18 protein-coding genes are annotated in these 19808 nt (G+C 37.3%); 11 read left to right on the top strand and 7 right to left on the bottom strand.

Annotated features, from left to right (window positions below; translation table 11 throughout):
* The first annotated feature begins 179 nt into the window (after nt 1-179).
* Nucleotides 180-4433 carry a gliding motility-associated C-terminal domain-containing protein gene (locus KFE94_05870; protein ID UTW67637.1) on the top strand — a complete coding sequence of 1418 codons (4254 nt, stop codon included), beginning with the start codon at nt 180-182 and terminating at the stop codon, nt 4431-4433.
* Here the strand turns inward: KFE94_05870 and KFE94_05865 are convergent.
* The 6 genes from KFE94_05865 to KFE94_05840 all read right to left on the bottom strand — a co-directional run bounded on the left by KFE94_05865 (nt 4430) and on the right by KFE94_05840 (nt 9330).
* Nucleotides 4430-5929: a GH3 auxin-responsive promoter family protein gene (locus KFE94_05865; GenBank protein ID UTW67636.1), complete on the bottom strand. Its 1500-nt coding sequence runs from the start codon at nt 5927-5929 to the stop codon at nt 4430-4432. The two genes, KFE94_05870 and KFE94_05865, sit on opposite strands and share 4 nt — an antisense overlap.
* Before the next feature lie 9 nt (nt 5930-5938).
* Nucleotides 5939-6517, bottom strand: coding sequence for a MarC family protein (locus tag KFE94_05860; protein ID UTW67635.1), 579 nt, complete (start codon nt 6515-6517; stop codon nt 5939-5941).
* 58 nt (nt 6518-6575) lie between these two features.
* Nucleotides 6576-7142: a phosphoribosylglycinamide formyltransferase gene (gene purN, locus KFE94_05855; protein UTW67634.1), complete on the bottom strand. Its 567-nt coding sequence runs from the start codon at nt 7140-7142 to the stop codon at nt 6576-6578.
* Between the two features lie 29 nt (nt 7143-7171).
* Nucleotides 7172-8380 carry an S-adenosylmethionine:tRNA ribosyltransferase-isomerase gene (locus KFE94_05850; protein UTW67633.1) on the bottom strand — a complete coding sequence of 403 codons (1209 nt, stop codon included), beginning with the start codon at nt 8378-8380 and terminating at the stop codon, nt 7172-7174.
* 72 nt (nt 8381-8452) lie between these two features.
* Nucleotides 8453-8794, bottom strand: a complete 342-nt coding sequence (locus tag KFE94_05845; protein ID UTW67632.1) for a hypothetical protein — start codon at nt 8792-8794, stop codon at nt 8453-8455.
* The gene (locus KFE94_05840) at nt 8791-9330 is read right to left on the bottom strand and encodes a hypothetical protein (GenBank protein UTW67631.1); all 540 of its coding nucleotides are present in this window, start codon (nt 9328-9330) and stop codon (nt 8791-8793) included. Before KFE94_05840 ends, KFE94_05845 begins: the two co-directional genes overlap by 4 nt.
* Nucleotides 9331-9439: 109 nt before the next feature.
* Here KFE94_05840 and KFE94_05835 point away from each other — a divergent pair, with 109 nt between their 5' ends.
* The gene (locus KFE94_05835; protein ID UTW67630.1) at nt 9440-10600 is read left to right on the top strand and encodes a homogentisate 1,2-dioxygenase; all 1161 of its coding nucleotides are present in this window, start codon (nt 9440-9442) and stop codon (nt 10598-10600) included.
* Nucleotides 10601-10628: 28 nt separating this feature from the next.
* A complete protein-coding gene (gene hppD, locus KFE94_05830; GenBank protein ID UTW67629.1) occupies nt 10629-11789 on the top strand; it encodes a 4-hydroxyphenylpyruvate dioxygenase in 1161 nt (386 codons plus the stop codon).
* Between the two features lie 82 nt (nt 11790-11871).
* On the opposite strand, the gene trxA is transcribed toward hppD, so the two are convergent.
* Nucleotides 11872-12663: a thioredoxin gene (trxA, locus tag KFE94_05825; protein UTW67628.1), complete on the bottom strand. Its 792-nt coding sequence runs from the start codon at nt 12661-12663 to the stop codon at nt 11872-11874.
* 407 nt (nt 12664-13070) lie between these two features.
* On the opposite strand from trxA, the gene rplM reads away from it, so the two are divergent.
* The 8 genes from rplM (at nt 13071) to KFE94_05785 (ending at nt 19792) form a co-directional block, all read left to right on the top strand.
* Nucleotides 13071-13514 carry a 50S ribosomal protein L13 gene (gene rplM, locus KFE94_05820; protein UTW67627.1) on the top strand — a complete coding sequence of 148 codons (444 nt, stop codon included), beginning with the start codon at nt 13071-13073 and terminating at the stop codon, nt 13512-13514.
* 1 nt (nt 13515) lies between these two features.
* Complete coding sequence (rpsI, locus tag KFE94_05815) at nt 13516-13902, top strand: 30S ribosomal protein S9 (protein ID UTW67626.1); 387 nt, start codon at nt 13516-13518, stop codon at nt 13900-13902.
* 101 nt (nt 13903-14003) lie between these two features.
* Nucleotides 14004-14801: a 30S ribosomal protein S2 gene (rpsB, locus tag KFE94_05810; protein ID UTW67625.1), complete on the top strand. Its 798-nt coding sequence runs from the start codon at nt 14004-14006 to the stop codon at nt 14799-14801.
* An 18-nt stretch (nt 14802-14819) separates the two neighbouring features.
* Complete coding sequence (locus tag KFE94_05805; GenBank protein UTW67624.1) at nt 14820-15641, top strand: elongation factor Ts; 822 nt, start codon at nt 14820-14822, stop codon at nt 15639-15641.
* A gap of 91 nt (nt 15642-15732) precedes the next feature.
* The gene (locus KFE94_05800; protein ID UTW67623.1) at nt 15733-16437 is read left to right on the top strand and encodes a UMP kinase; all 705 of its coding nucleotides are present in this window, start codon (nt 15733-15735) and stop codon (nt 16435-16437) included.
* A gap of 246 nt (nt 16438-16683) precedes the next feature.
* Nucleotides 16684-17286 (top strand): TetR/AcrR family transcriptional regulator, encoded by a 603-nt coding sequence (locus KFE94_05795; GenBank protein UTW67622.1) that lies wholly within the window; start codon nt 16684-16686, stop codon nt 17284-17286.
* A gap of 5 nt (nt 17287-17291) precedes the next feature.
* Entirely contained in the window at nt 17292-18635 is a 1344-nt protein-coding gene (locus KFE94_05790; protein ID UTW67621.1) for a TolC family protein, read from the top strand.
* 26 nt (nt 18636-18661) lie between these two features.
* Entirely contained in the window at nt 18662-19792 is a 1131-nt protein-coding gene (locus tag KFE94_05785) for an efflux RND transporter periplasmic adaptor subunit (GenBank protein ID UTW67620.1), read from the top strand.
* The last annotated feature ends 16 nt before the right edge of the window (nt 19793-19808 follow it).

The raw sequence follows: 19808 nt of genomic DNA, 5'->3' as shown, positions 1-19808 counted from the left end.
GTAAATTTTTCTCCATATCTGACTTTTATTAATTGTTAAAATAATCTAAGTAGGGATAAAAAGTAGATTTGAATAACTCATTGGCTCTTCGTATATTGCTCGGGAAAGAGACAACCTACTTATATACTTTGTCGTCAAAGATCAAAGGATAAAATTATTCATCTTTAAAAAGACCTTTTTTGATTAAAAATTATACTTACCGAGACTTTGCCAATCTCATGTGGATGTGTGTATTGTCGATCTTTTTGGGATCCGTCACACAGGCACAAACACCCTATTGGATGCAAAGAGGAGGAGGTATAACCATTGATGAGGCTTATGATATAGCAGTCGATGGACAAGGAAATACATATACCACAGGTTATTTTACCGGAACTGCCACATTTGGGACGACTTCTTTAACCTCTTCAGGATCTACAGATATTTTCGTGGTAAAAACAGATAATCAGGGGAATTTTGTTTGGGCGCAGAAAGCAGGAGGAACAGGATCTGATAGAGGATTAGCCATTGCAGCAGATTTTTTAGGAAATACATATGTGACCGGTTATTTTAATGGTTCAGCCACATTTGGAACGACAACTATTACTTCTTCAGGTTTACAAGATATATTTATTGCAATGTATGATAATGCGGGTGTGTTGCAATGGGTAAAACAAGCTGGTGGAACTGGTGCTGATCAGGGATCAGGAATATCATTTAATAATACCGGAGGAGTATTTGTTACCGGGTCATATAAAGGTTCTGCTACATTTGGAACCACAACACTTACAAGTCCAAATACCACGTCAAATGTTTTTGTAACTAAATTGAATTCGACCGGAGCTTTTCAATGGGCTAAATCCGGGAAGGGAAACTATAATAATCGAGGAGTGGATCTGGGATGTGATAATAATGGTAATGTCTATGTAACCGGACATTTTAGTGATACCATTACATTCGATGTACAGCATAATAATCAAATGCTAAATGCGATTTTCCTGATCAAATTCAATTCTACAGGAGCTGAACAATGGTTTAGAACTATTGGAGCGGCTGCTTCAAATATAGTGAATGGAATTGCGGTATCCAGCAATGGGAATAGTCATTTAACAGGAGATTTTACCGGAGGCCTCACATTTTTCGGCCCGCCAAATAATATTTTAACGAATACCTATTCCGAAAGGGTTTTTATAGCAAAATACAATAGTGGAGGTACATTCCAGTGGGCGGAATCTGATGGCTCAGATAGTGATCTCACTTCCAAAAATATTGCAGTAGATAATGGTGGGAATGTATATATAGGAGGACACTTTAAGTGTAAACTGGATGAGTATTCAGATGCATATGGATCTGCAATTTTTAACTCTGTTGGAGGATTTGATATTTATGTAACCAAGTATAATTCTTCTGGAACCTGGCAATATAGCCGTCATGCCGGAGGTCAAGCAGAGGATAAATGTTTTGGCGTTGCGGCCAATGCTTTTGGACAGATTCATGCGGCAGGAAGTTTTCATGGTTCTATAAATATTCCTGTTTCTTCCAATTTTAGTTCAACCAATCTTGCTTTATGGAGTGATATAAGTTGTAATGGAAACTCACCTTATTGTGGTGATCCTGACTATGGGAAGTTTTATCAAATGGGGTCAGGAGGAAATAGTGATGTTTTTATTTTAAATGGATTTGATTCAAACAGAGAACCGTATGATTACTATATCAGAACAGGAAGTGGATGTCAGCGAGATCCGGTAAGTGTGTGCATTGATTCGCTGTGCCCGGATACGATTACGAACTGTAACACCGCAGTATTACATCCGATATCATCTTTTTGCGCATCAGCAGGACCTGTTCCTATTTTTAACTGGTCGGGAGGAGCACCTATAGCCGGAACACCCAATGTTTTGGTGAATACGTCCGGAACCTATTTTGTGACCCAAACCTCAGGAGATGGTTGTTTTTCAACCATAGATTCTGTGGAGGTCGTTATCGAGTCTTCGCCTAATACACCTTTAATTAGTGATGATGAACAGGTGAATGTCAATGCGCTGGTTACGCAACAAATAGAATTATGCCATCCGGATTCTGTTGTGATTACAGGAAGCGGTTTTGATCCTTCAAATTTGTATTGGTGGACTGGGCCAGGATTACCGGCTGGCGGGGTATATGATTCTGTGATTACTGCAACAGCAACAGGTGTATATCAGTTTCATATTCAAGGGCCAAATGGATGTGAGATTTACAATCAGGTAAATGTGAGTATTTACACTTCCTTGCCTCCATTTGATTTGGAGATAAAAGCGGATGATACCGTATCGGTTTGTGACGCGGAAGCCTTTTCTGTACAGTTATATGATAGTGTGCTAAATCCATCAGGAGCTCCATTATGTCTGGGTGATCCGGCATATAGTATTTTGACCTATTGGACCGTAAATCCAGTAGTGCCATTTACCACCTCTTGTGGAACATATGCGTTTTTCAACCCTTCGACTACAGGAACTTATACGATATCAGCGATGTTGATTCGAGAAAACTTTTGTATGAAGGATACCTTTATTGTTTCGAAAACTATTTATGTTATGGTGAATCCATCCCCGGTAATTACTCCATTCACAGATACCATTGTAGGAGGTCCGTTTTATTGTCCTGGTGATTCTGTTATGATTACGGCAATGGGCGGCCCGAATTATACCTGGACTGGCCCTGGAGTTAATGGATTGACCGATAGTTCTATTTATGTATGGCAGTCTGGCGTATATATGGTGACGTCTTCAGTGTATGATACCAATATTTATGGTTGTACGGCCCAGATGACGGTCATGGAGAGCATAACGATCCAGGAAAAGCCCCAGCCCACGATAACGGCTGGGAATACAATTATATGCCCAAATGATTCGGTCGTCCTGAGTTGTGATCAGCTCAATGGGAATTTCTGGGAAGGTCCCAATGGCCCTATTCCGGGCGGATCATTCATTTTCGTTACCGACCCTGGACAATATTATACGGTAGTCAATGATTCTGATAGTTGTGGATTGGTTTCGAACACGATTATTCTGGAACAGTATACCACACCAATGTTGATTCCAACCGGAGATACTTTTATTTGTCCGGGAGACTCTACATTAATATCGGTTCAGGCCACTAGCAATAGTATTATAGAGTGGCAAGCACCTTTGGCAGGAAGTGGTATGACCCAGGTGATTGATTCTGCCGGGACATATACTTGTAAAATTACGTCTTGTGGGATTTCAACATATGCGAGTATTACCATTCATTCCAGTGCGGTCCTTGCCCAAATAAGTGGAAAGGATTTGATTTGTGAGGATTCCACTACAATACTCTCAGGATTGCCGGGAATGGCAAGTTACGCGTGGACGCCAGGAAATCAAACAACCCAAAGTATTTCGGTCAACAGTGGAGGAACCTATACTTTATCTGTAGTAGATTCTACAGGGTGTGTGGCATCTGATACCGTTACGGTTACGCAAGTGGTGGTTACAGCTGGGATTTCTTCATCTGCCCTGGGATTTTGTTCAGGAGATTCGCTGACATTAACCGGAACACCGGGAATGGATCAATATCAATGGAGTCCAAACCAAGACACCACGCAACAAATCACAATTTATCAGGCCGGAACATACGGTTTAACTGTTACGGATAGTGTGGGCTGCCCAGGAATTGCGGACCCAATTAAAGTGATTATTCCTGATACGTTTGCACCGATAACTGCCATTGGCGCACAACATTTTTGTGAAGGTGACTCAGTAGTGCTAAAAGCACAAGTAACGGGAATGAACCAGTATACATGGTATCCCGGGAATGAGCAAACACCAACTTTAACCGTATACGAAAGTGGTACCTATGCATTGATGACCACTGATTCATTTGGGTGTGAGGCATATTCCGATACTTTTAATGTGCAGATGGATTCGAATCATTTAACTATTCCAACAATATCGGATGATACTCTGATTTGTGCAGGAACAGATGTAACGATGTATGCGTCAGCAGGAGCAGATTCAATCGTTTGGTACAGCCCTTTAGGTTCCCCACCTATTCATTCAGGAGATTCGTTATTGCAAAATTTGACTTCTACCACCACATTCTATGTGCGTACAGAGAAACCACCATGTTATAGTGAGTATGCTTCGGTTACGATTTCTACGGAAGATTGTGATGACATTGAAATTACTAATGTATTCACGCCAAATGGTGATGGAATAAATGATTATTTCTCCATAAAAATATTGGGAGCAACATGTTTTAAAGTAGAAATTTATAACCGTTGGGGCATCTTAGTTGCAGAACTGGAAAGTCAGGAAGAAAGTTGGGATGGAACTATGGAAAAAACTGGACAAGAAGTTTCTGATGGAGTGTATTATTACATTCTAAGCTACTGTAGATATGATGGCGAGAATGTCAATAAAACAGGTTATATCACCCTGAATCGTAAGAATTAGGAAAGTTTATATTCTGATAATAAATCAGCGACAACCCGATCATTCGATAATCTAGGAATTTTATTTTGCCCGCCTAACTTACCTCTGGATTTCATCATATTTAAGAATCCGTCTTTTTCAATCTTCGTGATTTTAAGAGGCGTTAAAACTTTACCGGTAATCAGATCTTTATAATACGGGTTTTTGTTTTGTAGAGTTTGATCTAATTTCAAACGTAGTGCATCAATATTGGCAGGTTCCTGATCAAATTCAATAAACCATTCATGATAAGGTAGTCCATCGGTAGGTGCAATTTGAGGTGCTAAATGAAATTCACGTACCCGAATATCAAATTGAGGAATAACCTCGTTCATAGATTGTTCTACCTCCTCTGCAATGACATGCTCACCAAAGGCTGAAGTGAAATGTTTGATCCGACCGGTTACTACAATTCTATATGGTCTAAGTGAAACAAATTTCACCGTATCACCGATATTGTATCCCCATAAACCTGCGTTAGTGTTTAATATGATGGCGTAGTTGACATCCAATTTAACATCTTGAAGACTGACTCTGGTTGGCTGTTCATCAAAGAATTCATCCACAGGAATAAACTCAAAGAAAATCCCTGCATCTACATTTAATAGTAAACCTTGCTCATTTTGGGTGTCCTGAAAAGCGATGAATCCCTCGGAAGCGGGATAGGTTTCTATAGATGGAATCTTTTTGCCTATCAGTTTCTCAAAAATGGCTTGATAAGGTTTGTAATTCACCCCACCATGTACAAACAAAGAGAAATTTGGAAACACTTCTGCTACTGTCGACTTTCCAGATGTTTCAACGAGTTTTTCAAAATACATTTGAACCCAGGAAGGAATACCACTGATCAATCGAAGATCTTCCGGAATAGTCTCTTCAACAATAGCATCTACCTTCGTTTCCCAATCATCGATCATATTAGTTTCCCAACTGGGAAGTCTGTTTTTTTGAAGATATGACGGTACCCAGTGCGCAGTAATCCCAGATAATCTACCTAATGGAGTTCCGTTCAAATCACTGAGCTCCGGACTCCCTTGTAAGAAAATCATTTTGCCATCTAAGAAATCTGCTTTACCGGATTCTTTTACATAACACAGTAGCGCCATTTTGGCTGCATCTACATGATGGGCAATAGAGTCTTTCGAAATGGGGATGTACTTGGCACCTGAAGTGGTTCCAGAAGTTTTACAAAAATACGCAGGACGTCCTGGCCACAAAATATCAGCTTGGCCGTCTACCGATTTTTGAATGTATTCTTTTAAAGCTTCGTAATCTCTAACCGGAACCAGTTTTTTAAAATCCTCATAATTGTTGATGTCCTCAAACTGATGATCCTTTCCAAAAGTAGTATTAGAAGCTTCCTGAATTAACTGATGAAATATTTTTTGTTGATGGTCAATTGGTTTTGCGGATACTTTCCGCAATTTGTTGACCATAATTTGAGCATAAAGCTTTCCGGCAAATGATTTTATACTCATAAGTTTCGATTATTGATTAAGTAATAATGGGATGTTGTTGGCAAAAAGCTTAACCGAAATAGCCAAAAGAATAACCCCAAATACTTTACGGATGATTTTAATTCCATTGACACCAATGATTTGTTCAATTTTCGCTGAAGATTTAAGAACACCATAAACCACAACAATATTAAGGATAATTGCTACAATAATATTACTGGTGTCAAATTCGGATTTAAGTGCTAAAATGGTGGTTAAAGAACCAGCTCCTGCAATTAACGGGAATGCCAATGGAAATACCGCAGCTGATGCAGGAACATCATCTTTAAAGATCGTAATCCCAAGAACCATTTCAAGTGCTAAAGCTAAAAGTACAAATGCACCCGCTACCGCAAAAGAGTAAACATCAATGCCAATGATCTTTAAGATACTTTCGCCAATGAAGACAAAAGCGATCATAATAACGGCCGAAACAATACTTGCTTTTTCTGATTGAATATGTCCGACTTTTTGCCTTAAGTCAATGATCATTGGAATAGAGCCAATGATATCAACTACCGCAAATAAAATCATCGTAGCTGGTAAAATTTGGTTTAAATCAAGATTCATGATGTTTGTTTTAAATGCAAATGGAGTACATCGATTTCATACCAAAGTTAGTTCTTTATTAACTATTTAATATGTTTTCAATGACTTTAGGAAAATACTGGTGTTCCAACTTGTGAATGTTATGGGCTAACGAATCTGGTGTGTCAGTAGGAGAGACTTCACATTTATATTGTGCGATAATATTTCCATCATCATATTTTTCGTTCACATAGTGAATTGTAATTCCACTTTCTTTTTCTTTAGCTGCAATAACAGCTTCATGAACATGATGACCATACATCCCTTTTCCTCCGTATTTTGGAAGTAATGCAGGATGGATATTAATGATCTGGTCTGGAAAAGCGGCTACCATGTTTTGAGGAACCAACCATAAAAAACCAGCGAGTACAACTAAATCAATTTGATGAGATAATAAAACGTTGACAATTTCATCACTATAACTGAATTGTTGTCGGTTGAATTTAACTACCGGTACATTGAACTTTTTAGCTCTTTGAATCACTCCAGCGTTGGGATTGTTTACCAAAATCAAGCTTATCTGAACATCTGACTCATTTTCAAAATGTTCCATGATTTTTTGAGCATTGGTGCCCGAACCGGAAGCAAATATGGCAATGTTTTTCATAGTCGTTTTATGTTAAATTGTATTCCGTTTTAAAACTTTAAATAATTCGAATCCCCGTAACTTAAGAAACGGAAATCATTTTGAAGTGCGTATTGGTAGATGTCTTTCCAATTTTCACCAACCAATGCTGAAACCAATAGTAAAAGAGTACTACCCGGTTGGTGGAAGTTGGTGATCAAAGCACCACAAATTCTTGGCGTATATCCTGGAGCAATGATTAATCTGGACTTTGCCATAAAATGCGTGACTTTATTTGCTTCAAGATAACCAGCAAGTGCATTTAGAGCTTCTGTTTTAGAATAATCTTGAGGAAGTTCATAAGCGTCCCATTGTCCTAGTTCGGAGAGATTAGTTTCTGGATGAGTCAATATTTTTACACCAAACCAATATAAACTTTCTAAGGTACGCATAGATGTCGTTCCAACCGGTGTGATCCTTTTGTCGGTAGTAGCCAATTCCTGAATAGTAGAAAGATCTACTTCTATCCATTCTGCGTGCATGGGATGATCTTTCATGGTATCTGAAGATACCGGTTTGAAGGTTCCGGCTCCCACATGTAATGTAATTTGTGAGGATGAAATTTGTTGACTTTGGAGTTGGTGGAGAATATTCTTTGTGAAATGTAGCCCCGCAGTTGGAGCTGCAACTGAACCTTCTTCTTTGGCAAAGACCGTTTGATATCGGTCTTTATCAGAATCCGTGACATCCCTTTTGATATATGGCGGTAAGGGAATCTTACCTACATTTTCCAAAACCTCAGAAAAAGTCAATTGTTCAGGTGTCCAGTTAAATGTAATGAGAAATTCACCATCCAATCTTTCAGTAAGCTCTGCTTTGAGTTCAAAACCATTTTGATCGGAAATAGCTAAAAAAGGCTCCTTCCATTTTTTAGCTCCTCCCACTAAGCAAATCCATTGTGTGCTTTTTTGAGTGGACATGGCAATACTCAAGTCGATATTTTCTCCAGCGGGTTCCAGACAGAAAATTTCAATATCACGACCATTTCGGTTCTGGAAAATGATCCGCGCCTGAACAACTTTTGTATTGTTAAATACTAAATGAGAATTTGGATCTAAAACTTGTGGAAGCTGATCAAATGTAGACTCCGAAATATGTTGATTCTCGTAAATCAATAATTTTGATCCAGATCTATTCTCTGCTGGTTTCTTTGCAATTCTATCAGCTGGTAATTCATAAGTGAAATCACCAATGGAAAGATTTTGAACCTGATTTTTCATGACCGCAAAAGTATATCATGCGGAAATGTTAAAGAGTTAAAAGCATTAGAATTCGATCAGATTATGACACAATTAAGGCACAATTTCCAAACAAGTAATCGCGATAGTTTTCCCCACCATACAAATGCTGGCAGATTTCGTCTCGTAATACTGGATTTTAACCTTAAACTCTTTTGATGAGCTAAAGTCAGATTCTGAAAGGAAGTCTCTAATGTTTTGAGGTTCTAGTTTTTCCTCTTGATCTAACTCAATCACCCAATTACAACCATCTAATTGTATTTTTTTGAGTGTGGCTGAAACACCGTCATCACATTTTTGTGTTTGCGTAGGAACAGGATCGGGTTGAGATTCAATGATCTTTTGATTGGCACATGAAGTGGAAATCAAAAATGCGAAAATGATAAGATATTTCATGGCTCTGTGTTTTGATCGGTGATAGGGATTGGAGAAGTGTTGAATACTCTGAAATTTCCTTTTCCGGCTACCTTGGTCCTTCGGGTGCTAAAAAAGTAAATAATTGCTCCCGTGCCTACTGCTATAGCCGAAGGGAGCCAAACTGAATTACTGATCACATATCCACGTGCACTATAATTTAAAATATTATTAATGGCATCTAACGTGAAGAAAAAAGAACCAGATACCACCAGGGCGCCTCCTAAAAATCTTAAGCCCTTTCTCACACTATATACCCGATCGACATCTGTGAGGTTAATTTTACGCCCTTCGATCACAAAAGAAGAATCATAAATAGCATCAATTCGGCCAACGACTTTTTCTTTGGTTAACAATTTGATTTTAATATGATCACCTGCATAAAAATGGATGCGTTTAACTTTCCCTTTTTTGTCTAACCCAAGCGAATATTGACCAAAAGCAGGTGCAGCACATAAGAATAGAACCCATAAAAAGGTCAGTGATACCAGCTGTTTTGTGCGTTCGAGTTGAAACATTTTGTAAAGATATAAATCACAATTAGATATAAATGACGGACTGATAGAAATCATGTTTTTTTGAAAACATTAACACCATATTTGCCGTGAACGTAAAAAATAATAGAATATGCCATTTTATCAGAAATTAGGAAAAGTACCGGCTAAGAGGCACACTGTCAATAGAAAAGAGAATGGAGAGTTGATCAGTGAGCAGGTATTTGGTACTGCAGGGTTTGCAGGAATGACATCAAACTTATACCATATGCATCCACCAACAATTGTGTCGAGATATGGGAAAGAGTATTCTGTGGCTCCTGAAATAGCTGTGGAACGTAATTTGAAAATGACCCGTATGAAAGGGTTTCAAATTAAACCTGAAGCAGATTATTTGGAGAGTAGAAAAACAGTGCTGACTAACGCAACTGTTAATATCACATTAGCAGCACCGCAAAAGTCAATGACAGAATATTTCTTTAAAAATGCAGATTCTGATGAAGTGATATTTATTCATAAAGGTACCGGTACTTTAAAGACCTTAATGGGAAATATTTCTTTTGAATATGGTGATTACTTGGTAGTGCCAAGAGGAATGGTATACCAAATTCAATTTGATACAGAAGAAAACAGATTGTTTATTGTAGAAAGTACCGATCCTGTTTTTACACCAAAAAGATACCGTAATAACTTCGGACAACTTTTGGAACATTCTCCATTCTGTGAAAGAGATATTCATGGCCCTTCAGAATTAGAAACACATGATGAACTTGGCGAGTTTATGGTGAAAATCCGTAAGCAAGATGTAATTCATGAAGTGGTATATGCAAGCCATCCATTTGATGTTGTAGGATGGGATGGGTATAATTTCCCTTACAAGTTTTCTATCCATGATTTTGAACCAATCACAGGTAGAATTCACTTGCCACCTCCAATTCACCAAACATTTGAAGCAGCTTCATTTGTGATTTGTTCTTTTGTGCCACGTTTATACGATTATCATCCGGAAGCAATTCCTGCTCCATATAACCATAGCAATATTGATTCTGATGAATTGTTGTATTATGTGGATGGAGATTTCATGAGTCGTAACGATATTGAAGCAGGTCATATATCTTTGCACCCAGCTGGATTAGTTCACGGTCCACATCCAGGTGCTGCTGAAAGAAGTATTGGTAAAACAGAAACAGAAGAATTAGCAGTAATGGTAGATACATTTGCACCTTTAATGATTACAAAAGTAGGTGTGGAAATATCAGATCCGGACTATTATAAATCATGGAATAATCACTAAACAATCAATTTAGACAAATAAGATCGATATGGCAGAGATTAAAAATTTAAAAAACCTCCAGAATACGGAGTACGGGTTAGAAAAGTTATTTGAGGAAGCAGAAGACTTTTTGCCATTACTAGGTACGGACTATGTAGAGTTGTATGTTGGGAATGCAAAACAATCTGCACACTTTTATAAAACCGCATTTGGATTCCAGTCCGAAGCATTTTGTGGAATGGAAACTGGAGTGAAAGATCGTGTTTCTTACGTATTAAAACAAGATAAAATTCGTTTGGTATTAACTACTCCATTGGAGCCAGGAGGTGCAATTAATGCGCACATCGATAAACATGGTGACGGAGTAAAAGTGGTAGCGCTTTGGGTAGAAGATGCACGTTCAGCCTGGGAAGAAACTACAAAACGCGGAGCGAAATCTTTCATGGAACCAACCGTTGAAAAAGACGCGCATGGTGAAGTCGTAAGAGCAGGTATCCATACATATGGAGAAACAGTTCACATTTTTGTAGAGCGTAAGAATTACAATGGAGTATTCTTACCAGGTTATGTGAAATGGGAGTCTCATTACAATCCAGAGCCAGTAGGGTTAAAATATATTGACCACATGGTAGGAAATGTAGATTGGGGTGAAATGAAAGAATGGTGTGAGTTCTACGCGAAAGTGATGGGGTTTGCGCAAATCGTTTCGTTTACGGATGACGACATTTCTACTGATTATACTGCTTTGATGAGTAAGGTGATGAGTAACGGTAACGGACGTATCAAATTCCCTATTAACGAGCCGGCAGAAGGAAAGAAGAAATCTCAAATTGAGGAATATATTGATTTCTACAAAGGACCGGGTGTTCAGCATATCGCTGTAGCGACTAATGATATTGTAGCAACAGTATCTGCAATGCGTGACCGTGGTGTGGAGTTCCTATATGTTCCAGAAACTTATTATGATGATTTGTTAGAGCGTGTTGGCGATATTGATGAGGATGTAGAAGTATTGAAAAAACATGGAATCTTGATTGATCGTGATGATGAAGGATACTTGTTACAATTGTTTACTAAACCAGTTGTAGATCGTCCAACAATGTTCTTTGAGATTATCCAACGTAAAGGAGCACAATCTTTCGGAGTAGGTAACTTCAAAGCATTATTTGAAGCGATTGAAAGAGAACAAGCAAACAGAGGTACCTTGTAATAAGGACTTAAATATTCAAAATAAAAAAGGTCATCAATATTGATGACCTTTTTTATTTTGATAAACCAAATAGAGCATAATCTTAATTCTGGATTTCTTTGTCGATAACCTTTTTTAGATCTGATTTGGTAATTACCCCGGAATGTCTCCAGACCTCTTTTCCATTTCTAAACAATACAAAAACAGGAACACCACGAACGCCCATTTTTTTTGCAACATCCGTATTTTGATCTACATCTATTTTAGAAATGGTCGCTTTTTGACCATATTCCTTTTTTAGTTGATCAATGATGGGACTCATTTTTTTACATGGAGCACACCAGGCCGTATTAAAGTCAATCAGTACGGGTTGGTCTTTATTAATAATGTGATTGAACTCATCTATTGAAAGTTGTTTGGCTTCTGATGAAGAAGAGGAGGAGGGGCGTACAATAGGAAAACCGGAACTATTCCAGGCAATGATTCCACCATTTAAATTGTATACTACCTTAAATCCGTTTTGAATCATAATTTGACTGGCACGATAACTTCTACTACCTGATGCGCAGTATATAAAAATAGGTTGATCCTTTTGCATCACGTTGATCTTTTGGATGAATTTGGGATCATTTAAACTGATAAAGCTGGCATTTTGAATCGCTCCTCTTTGAGTTTCTTGTGGCGTTCTGACATCCAGTATAATTCCTTCGCCAGATGAAATTTGGTCATGAAATTCTTTAGCGGATAGATTTTTGAAAACACCTTTTTGTGAGACCGATGCGACTTTTACCGATTTTTTGGTAGTTCGTTCTTTTTGACGTTGAGAAGGAGTATCAGAACATGATACGTATAAAAAAGGAATTGCGAGTAAAACAGATATATATGTAGATTTCATTGTCAAAATAAATTTGGCCAAAATTACGGGCTATAAATGAGGTGTAACGTAACACAAGTTACCGTGAAAAAGAATTCTATTCGAACGAAATGAACATAAGAAAAGCTGAAATTGTGAAAAACAACAGGAATTTATAGTTTTAGTATAAAATGCAGGTTTTCACCATTGTGCAAAAACATCAAAAAACAGTGAACAAGAACTCATTTTTTGACCACACCCAAAATGATCACATTGAAAAGTGGGATTAAACTCTCTGAAAGCCATATTTTTGCGCGAAATTTAAGCGGGTTTAAAAATGTTTTAAATTGATTGTTAATAACTGCTTGTTTGAAAAGATTAAAAATCTATCTTTGCAGCCCGATTTTTTCGGGGAATTGGATTAATGAATTGAATTAAAGCGTAACACATTGGATACTTTAAGTTACAAGACCAAATCGGTCAACAAAGAATCAGCCGATAAAAAATGGTTGGTTGTAGATGTAGAGAACCTAGTATTAGGTCGTGCTGCATCTGAGGTAGCAAAATTGCTAAGAGGTAAGCATAAGCCTGCTTACACGCCTCATTCAGACACTGGTGATTATGTTGTTGTATTAAATGCAGACAAAATCAGATTAACAGGAACAAAGGCTACAACTAAAACTTACATTCGTCACACTGGATACCCAGGTGGTCAAAGAACTTTGACTGCGGATGAGGTGATGGATAAAAAGCCTACAAAAGTTTTTGAAAGTGCTGTAAAAGGAATGCTTCCAAAAAACAAATTAGGAAGAGCGATCTATAAAAATATGCATGTATATGCTGGAACTGAGCATGCACATGAAGCACAAAAACCGACAAAAGTAGAATTATAATATGGAAATGATCAACGCATTAGGAAGAAGAAAAAGTTCTGTTGCTCGTGTTTACTTGTCTTCAGGAAATGGAGCAGTAACTATCAACGGTCGTACACCAGAAAACTTCTTTCCATTAGCTACACAAAGAGCTAAGTTATTCAGACCATTCGAATTAACTGAAACAGTTGAAAAATACGATGTTAAAGTTAATGTAAAAGGTGGTGGTACTACAGGTCAAGTAGAAGCGATCAGATTGGCAATTTCTAGAGCATTAGTGAAAATTGATGCTGAGTATAAGCCATTATTGAAAGCTGAAAGCTTGATGACCAGAGATCCTAGAATGGTTGAACGTAAGAAATTCGGACAACCAAAAGCGCGTAAAAAATTCCAATTCTCAAAACGTTAATCCGTTTTTGGGTTCAGAATCTAAACTTTCAAGACTGTTGATGCAATACTTGAGAGTTGCCGCTGGGTAAAAAGAAAGTGAACAAAATTAAAAGTAAAAAAATGTCAAAAGTATCATATAAAGAACTTATGGAAGCAGGTGTACACTTCGGACACCTTTCTCGTAAGTGGAATCCCAAAATGGCTCCGTATATCTTCATGAAGAAAAACGGAATCCATATTATTGATTTAAATAAAACTCAAGCTAAACTTGAGGAAGCTGCAGCTGCCATGAGACAAATGGCTAAATCTGGTCGTAAGATCATGTTTGTAGCTACAAAAAAACAAGCTAAAGCTATCGTTTCTAAGCATGCAGAAAGAGCAGGAATGCCGTATGTAACTGAGCGTTGGCCAGGGGGTATGTTAACCAATTTCTCTACTATTCGTAAAGCGATTAGAAAAATGGATAACATCGATAAGCTATTGGCTGATCCAAATTCTACTAACATTGCGAAACGTGAGCGTTTAATGATGAGCCGTCAACGTGAAAAATTAAATCGTAACTTAGGTCCGATTAAAGATTTGACACGTTTACCAGCTGCAATTTTCATCGTGGATATTAACCGTGAGAACATTGCAACATCTGAAGCAATCAAATTAGGTATCCCTACATTCGCTATGGTAGATACCAATACAGATCCTTCTACAATCGATTTTCCAATTCCTGCAAATGATGATGCATCATCTTCAATTGATGTAATCGTAGGTGCATTGGCTGATGCTGTAATCGAAGGATTAAAAGAGCGTAATTCAGCAAAAGCAGCTGCAAAAGATGCTCCTGCTGCGCCAAAAGCTGAGAAGAAAGAAGAAGCTACAGAAGAAAAAAGTGCTCCAGCTGACGAAGCTGTTGCCGAAAAATAATTCTAATAAAATTTTACAATGAAAATTACTGCCGCAGAAGTAAATGCACTACGTAAGCAAACGGGTGCAGGAATGATGGACTGTAAAAAAGCCCTTGTAGAAGCTGAGGGTGATGCAGAAAAAGCGATTGAAATCCTAAGAAAGAAAGGACAAAAAGTTGCTGCAAAAAGAGGTGATAATGAAGCTAAGGAAGGTTTAGCTGTTTCAATGTCAAATGGAACTAACGGTGTTGTTGTTCGTTTGAACTGTGAAACTGATTTCGTTGCAAAGAATGCAAACTTCAATTCTTTGGTAACAAAATTAGCTGAGATCGCTTTAAATTCAGGAGCAAAATCTATCGATGAGTTGAAAACTCAAGATTTCGATGGATTAACTGTTGAAGCTGCTATTACTGATCAAATTGGTAAAATTGGTGAAAAGTTAGATTTGTCTGCTGTAAGCCATATTGCTGCTGATACAGTTGTAGCTTACAATCACCCGGGAAACCAGGTGGCTACTTTGGTAGGTTTGAACCAGGCTGGTGATAATGTTGCTGATGCAGGTAAAGATGTAGCTATGCAAGTAGCGGCTATGAATCCTGTAGCATTAAACAAAGATTCTATTCCAGAAGATATTATCGCTAAGGAATTAGAAATTGGTAGAGATTTAGCTATTCAAGAAGGTAAACCAGAGGCAATGGCAGATAAAATTGCTCAAGGTCGTTTAGGTAAATTCTTCAAAGAAGCTACTTTATTAGATCAAGCATTTATTAAAGACAATAAATCATCTGTTCAGAAATACTTAGATGGTGTAAGCAAAGGACTTACAGTTACTGAGTTTTCTAGAGTATCATTGTCTTAATATGATAGAGGAATTAAAAAAGAGAGATTGTTTCAATCTCTCTTTTTTTTGTCCTAATTTTCGCAAATCGTATCATTTATAAAAACAAAGAATGAAATTTAAACGAGTTTTACTGAAATTAAGCGGTGAATCTTTATTGGGAGAGAAACAGTTCGGAATTGATCATAACAGATTGTCAGGCTATTCCAAAGAAATTAAAGAATTGGTAGATGCTGGAGTTGAAGTAGCTATTGTAATTGGAGGCGGAAATATCTTTAGGGGTATTCAGGAAGAAGATGGAGCTATTGATCGTGTGCAGGGTGATTACATGGGAATGTTGGCGACTATGATTAATAGTATGGCTTTACAATCATCATTAGAAGCATGTGGGGTGAAAACTCGTTTGTTATCCGCAATCAAAATGGAGCAAATTGCGGAGCCTTTTATCAAAAGAAGAGCAACACGCCATTTGGAAAAAGGTCGTGTGGTGATTTTTGGTGCAGGTACAGGTAATCCATATTTTACTACTGATACTGCTGCAGCGTTAAGAGCAAGTGAAATTGGTGCAGAGGTGATGTTAAAAGGAACACGTGTAGATGGTATCTATTCTGCAGATCCGGAAAAAGATCCAAATGCGACCAAATATGATACTGTATCTTATCAGGAATGTATTGATAAGGGATTAAGTGTAATGGATTTGACTGCATTTGCATTGTGTAAAGAAAATGGTCTGCCAATTATGGTATTTGATATGGATTCAGGAGGCAATCTGATCAAATTAGCGAATGGAGAAAATGTGGGAACTTTAGTAAAGTAAGGTTCAACAAGATATACTATTGAAAAGCCGCTTTTTAGCGGCTTTTTTTGTGCTCTTTTTTCACTCTTCAAGTATTTGAAGTTGCCATTCATCCAAAAAAGTGTAAAAATGTGATAAAACAAAATCATGCTTAAAACACTGTTATTTAAGTATTTAATTGGCTTTTGAGTTTTTTAACGTTACTTAGGAAACATTTTACCCGAAAAACGTTTCCTATATCGGAAATGCGATTTACATTTGCGGCCGATGAGTGAAAAAGAGAAAGAATTAATTATTAAAGCATCTCAAATCTTTTTAAGTTTTGGTATAAAAAGTTTAACGATGAATGATATTGCCAGCAAGTTGGGAATATCAAAGAAGACATTATATAACTATGTGTCTGACAAAAATGATTTGGTGAAGAAGTGTATTCTATTTCACATTGAAACCAATGAGTGCGAAATAAATGAAGCCTGTGATGTTTCAAGTAATGCGGTTGAGGAAGTGATTAACTTCAGTAAGATCGCAGGGGAAAAAATGAAACAGATTCATCCTTCCATTTTTTACGACCTTCAAAAATATCACCCGGAAGCCTGGGCGATTATCAGAAATTTTGAAGATAAAACCATACTAGAAGTTACAAAAAGCAATCTCCAACAAGGTATAGATGAAGGTCTGTATAGAGATGATATGAATATAGATCTTATTGCAGAAATTTATGTATCGGTGGTACAGGGAATTTTTCAAAACACAAAATTCTTATCCAGTGGTATTGCGATGTCTGAATATTATTTCCAGATATTCAACTATCACATCAGAGGGATTGCAAATGAAAAAGGAATCAAATTAATCAATCAATATTTAAGTTAACATACATGAATAAAATTAAACAAATCAGTGTGTTTGTCGCACTACTTACCATTTTGAGTATAGGTAGTGTGTACGGACAAGCTGAACAGCTTGAATTCTCATTAGAACAAGCTAGAACTTACGCGGTAGAGCATAGTTATAGCACGCGTAAAGCTGTTTTAGATCAGGCCATGGCTGAGAAGAAATTAAAGGAAACAACCGCTATTGGTTTACCACAAATTTCTGCTACGGCTGATTTTAAAAACTTCCTGGAAATTCCAACATCTTTAGCTCCGGATTTTACTAATCCAAGTAGCGGGGAATTGGTTCCAATCCAATTTGGTACAGATTACAATGTAGGAGGTACTTTACAATTGAACCAGTTATTATTTAATGGTTCTTATATTGTTGGATTACAGGCTGCGAAGGTGTATCGTGATATGAGCGAGAAAATGGTGATAAAATCTGAGCGTGAAATCAAGGATGAAGTGACCATTGCATATGGTAATGCCATTGTTTCAAGAGAAAACTATGAGACCTTAAAAGGGAATAAGGACTATCTTGAAAAAACATTGACTGAGACCCAGGCTTTATATCAAAGTGGTTTTGCAAAAGAGCAGGATGTAGACCAGTTAAGAATTTTAGTGCAAACGGCAGAAATTGAATTCAACAGAGCTGACCGTTTACGTGAGATTTCTGACAATCTTTTAAAGTTTAAAATGGGTATTCCATCAACAACTACTATTGTATTAACCGATAGTCTGGATAAGATTGTGAATTATGGAAATGATTCTTCAATTGTGAATCAGGCGTTTGATGTAAATGCACATATCGATTACAAAATCGCTTTAAACAATCAGGACTTACAACAGTTGAATTTGAAGAATACCAAAGTGGCATTTTTGCCAACTTTGAATGGTTTTTTCCAGTATCAACAAAACTACCAGTTTAATGATCTTTCATTAAAGAGTGAATATTGGTTCCCAACTTCTGTATGGGGATTACAAATGAATATTCCAATCTTTAGTAGTGGTCAACGCTGGTACGCGATGCAGCAAGCTGATTTGGACTGGCAAAAATCTCAAATTGATACCAGACAAGCTGAAGAAGGTTTAATGGTAGAGTTCTTGACTAAAAAGTCGGAGTATCAATTTGCTATTGATCAATATAAAAATTCGAAAGACAATCTGGATTTGGTGCAAAAGGTGGTAAATAAAGAAACCATAAAGTATCAGGAAGGAATGTCCTCCTCATTGAATTTAGCTAACGCACAAATACAATTTTTCCAAATCCAGGGAGCCTACATACAGTCTATCATGCAAATGATTAATGCACGTTCGGCAATGGATAGAATTTTAAGCAATTACTAAAAACAACAACATTTCAATATAATCAGATGAAAAAATTAATATATATATCCTTAGCTTTTGTAGCCGCATCATGTGCGTCTAAGACTACCGAAGACTATCTAACGGAATTGAATACAAAGCGAGATAGTATTAAGGCTGAATATAGAACTTTAGGAGCAGAATTGGCTAAAATTGAAGCGCAAATCACGGCTCTGGATACCACGAGAAAAGTGGTGAATGTAACTGCAAGAAAAGCAGATAGAACTACATTCCGTCACTTTTTCAAGATTTACGGATCTATTCAAACGGATAACAACACTTTGGTATACCCATCAGCTCAAGGCGAGATCACCAGAGTTTTTGTAGAAGAAGGTCAACCAGTAAGTAAAGGTCAGACTTTATATGCTATTGATTCGGAAATCTTAAGAAAGAGTATGGACGAAGTAAAGGTTCAGATCGAATTGGCTAAAGATGTTTACAACAAACAAGAGAAACTTTGGAAACAAAACATTGGTTCTGAAATGGATTACTTGAGAGCCAAAAACAATTTGGATGCTTTGAACACGAAAAAAGAAACTTTAAAAGCACAAATTAGTAAGACGAATGTTACAGCACCATTTTCTGGAACCATTGATGAAATCATGATTAAAAATGGTCAATTGGTAAGCCCTGGAGTGGCAACCATGCGTATTGTAAATTTGGATAAAGTTTACTTGAAAGCAGACGTTCCGGAAGGGTATATTAAAACAATTGGAAGAGGAACTCCGGTAAACGTGACGTTCCCGTCTATTAATGAGTCGGTAAAAACAAATATTAATGAGACCGGTAGATTTATTAACCCTGCGAACAGAACATTTACCGCGAGAATTAATCTGGAAAATCAAAACAATAAATTGTATCCGAATCTATTGGGGATGTTAGAGATTCAAGATTACCAACAAGATTCAGCTTTAGTAATTCCTGCACGTTTGATTCAGGAAAATGCACAGGGAGATAGTTATATTTTCACAGTGAAAACAGAAGGAGATGCGACTTATTCCATCCTGAAGCCTATTGAAGTAGGGATGACTTATAATGGAGTGACTGAAGTACTTTCCGGATTACATGATCAGGATATGATTATTGATAAAGGATCGAGAAGTGTAAGTGATAATCAATTAATTAGAGTGACTAAATAACCCTTTTTGGTTATTG

It is taken from the genome of bacterium SCSIO 12643, assembly GCA_024398135.1.
In the GTDB taxonomy this organism is placed as follows: Bacteria; Bacteroidota; Bacteroidia; order Flavobacteriales_G; family Salibacteraceae; genus CAJXZP01.
Note: the sequence above shows the minus strand (reverse complement) of the source record. Positions and strands in the feature narration are given on the sequence as shown.

What these genes read in the sequence shown, in the direction of transcription:
- KFE94_05865 (UTW67636.1), bottom strand. Translation starts at nt 5,929, where the DNA reads ATGAGTATAAAATCATTTGCCGGAAAGCTTTATGCTCAAATTATGGTC.
- KFE94_05860 (UTW67635.1), bottom strand. Translation starts at nt 6,517, where the DNA reads ATGAATCTTGATTTAAACCAAATTTTACCAGCTACGATGATTTTATTT.
- purN (UTW67634.1), bottom strand. Translation starts at nt 7,142, where the DNA reads ATGAAAAACATTGCCATATTTGCTTCCGGTTCGGGCACCAATGCTCAA.
- KFE94_05850 (UTW67633.1), bottom strand. Translation starts at nt 8,380, where the DNA reads ATGAAAAATCAGGTTCAAAATCTTTCCATTGGTGATTTCACTTATGAA.
- KFE94_05845 (UTW67632.1), bottom strand. Translation starts at nt 8,794, where the DNA reads ATGAAATATCTTATCATTTTCGCATTTTTGATTTCCACTTCATGTGCC.
- KFE94_05840 (UTW67631.1), bottom strand. Translation starts at nt 9,330, where the DNA reads ATGTTTCAACTCGAACGCACAAAACAGCTGGTATCACTGACCTTTTTA.
- KFE94_05835 (UTW67630.1), top strand. Translation starts at nt 9,440, where the DNA reads ATGCCATTTTATCAGAAATTAGGAAAAGTACCGGCTAAGAGGCACACT.
- hppD (UTW67629.1), top strand. Translation starts at nt 10,629, where the DNA reads ATGGCAGAGATTAAAAATTTAAAAAACCTCCAGAATACGGAGTACGGG.
- trxA (UTW67628.1), bottom strand. Translation starts at nt 12,663, where the DNA reads ATGAAATCTACATATATATCTGTTTTACTCGCAATTCCTTTTTTATAC.
- rpsI (UTW67626.1), top strand. Translation starts at nt 13,516, where the DNA reads ATGGAAATGATCAACGCATTAGGAAGAAGAAAAAGTTCTGTTGCTCGT.
- rpsB (UTW67625.1), top strand. Translation starts at nt 14,004, where the DNA reads ATGTCAAAAGTATCATATAAAGAACTTATGGAAGCAGGTGTACACTTC.
- KFE94_05805 (UTW67624.1), top strand. Translation starts at nt 14,820, where the DNA reads ATGAAAATTACTGCCGCAGAAGTAAATGCACTACGTAAGCAAACGGGT.
- KFE94_05800 (UTW67623.1), top strand. Translation starts at nt 15,733, where the DNA reads ATGAAATTTAAACGAGTTTTACTGAAATTAAGCGGTGAATCTTTATTG.
- KFE94_05795 (UTW67622.1), top strand. Translation starts at nt 16,684, where the DNA reads ATGAGTGAAAAAGAGAAAGAATTAATTATTAAAGCATCTCAAATCTTT.
- KFE94_05790 (UTW67621.1), top strand. Translation starts at nt 17,292, where the DNA reads ATGAATAAAATTAAACAAATCAGTGTGTTTGTCGCACTACTTACCATT.
- KFE94_05785 (UTW67620.1), top strand. Translation starts at nt 18,662, where the DNA reads ATGAAAAAATTAATATATATATCCTTAGCTTTTGTAGCCGCATCATGT.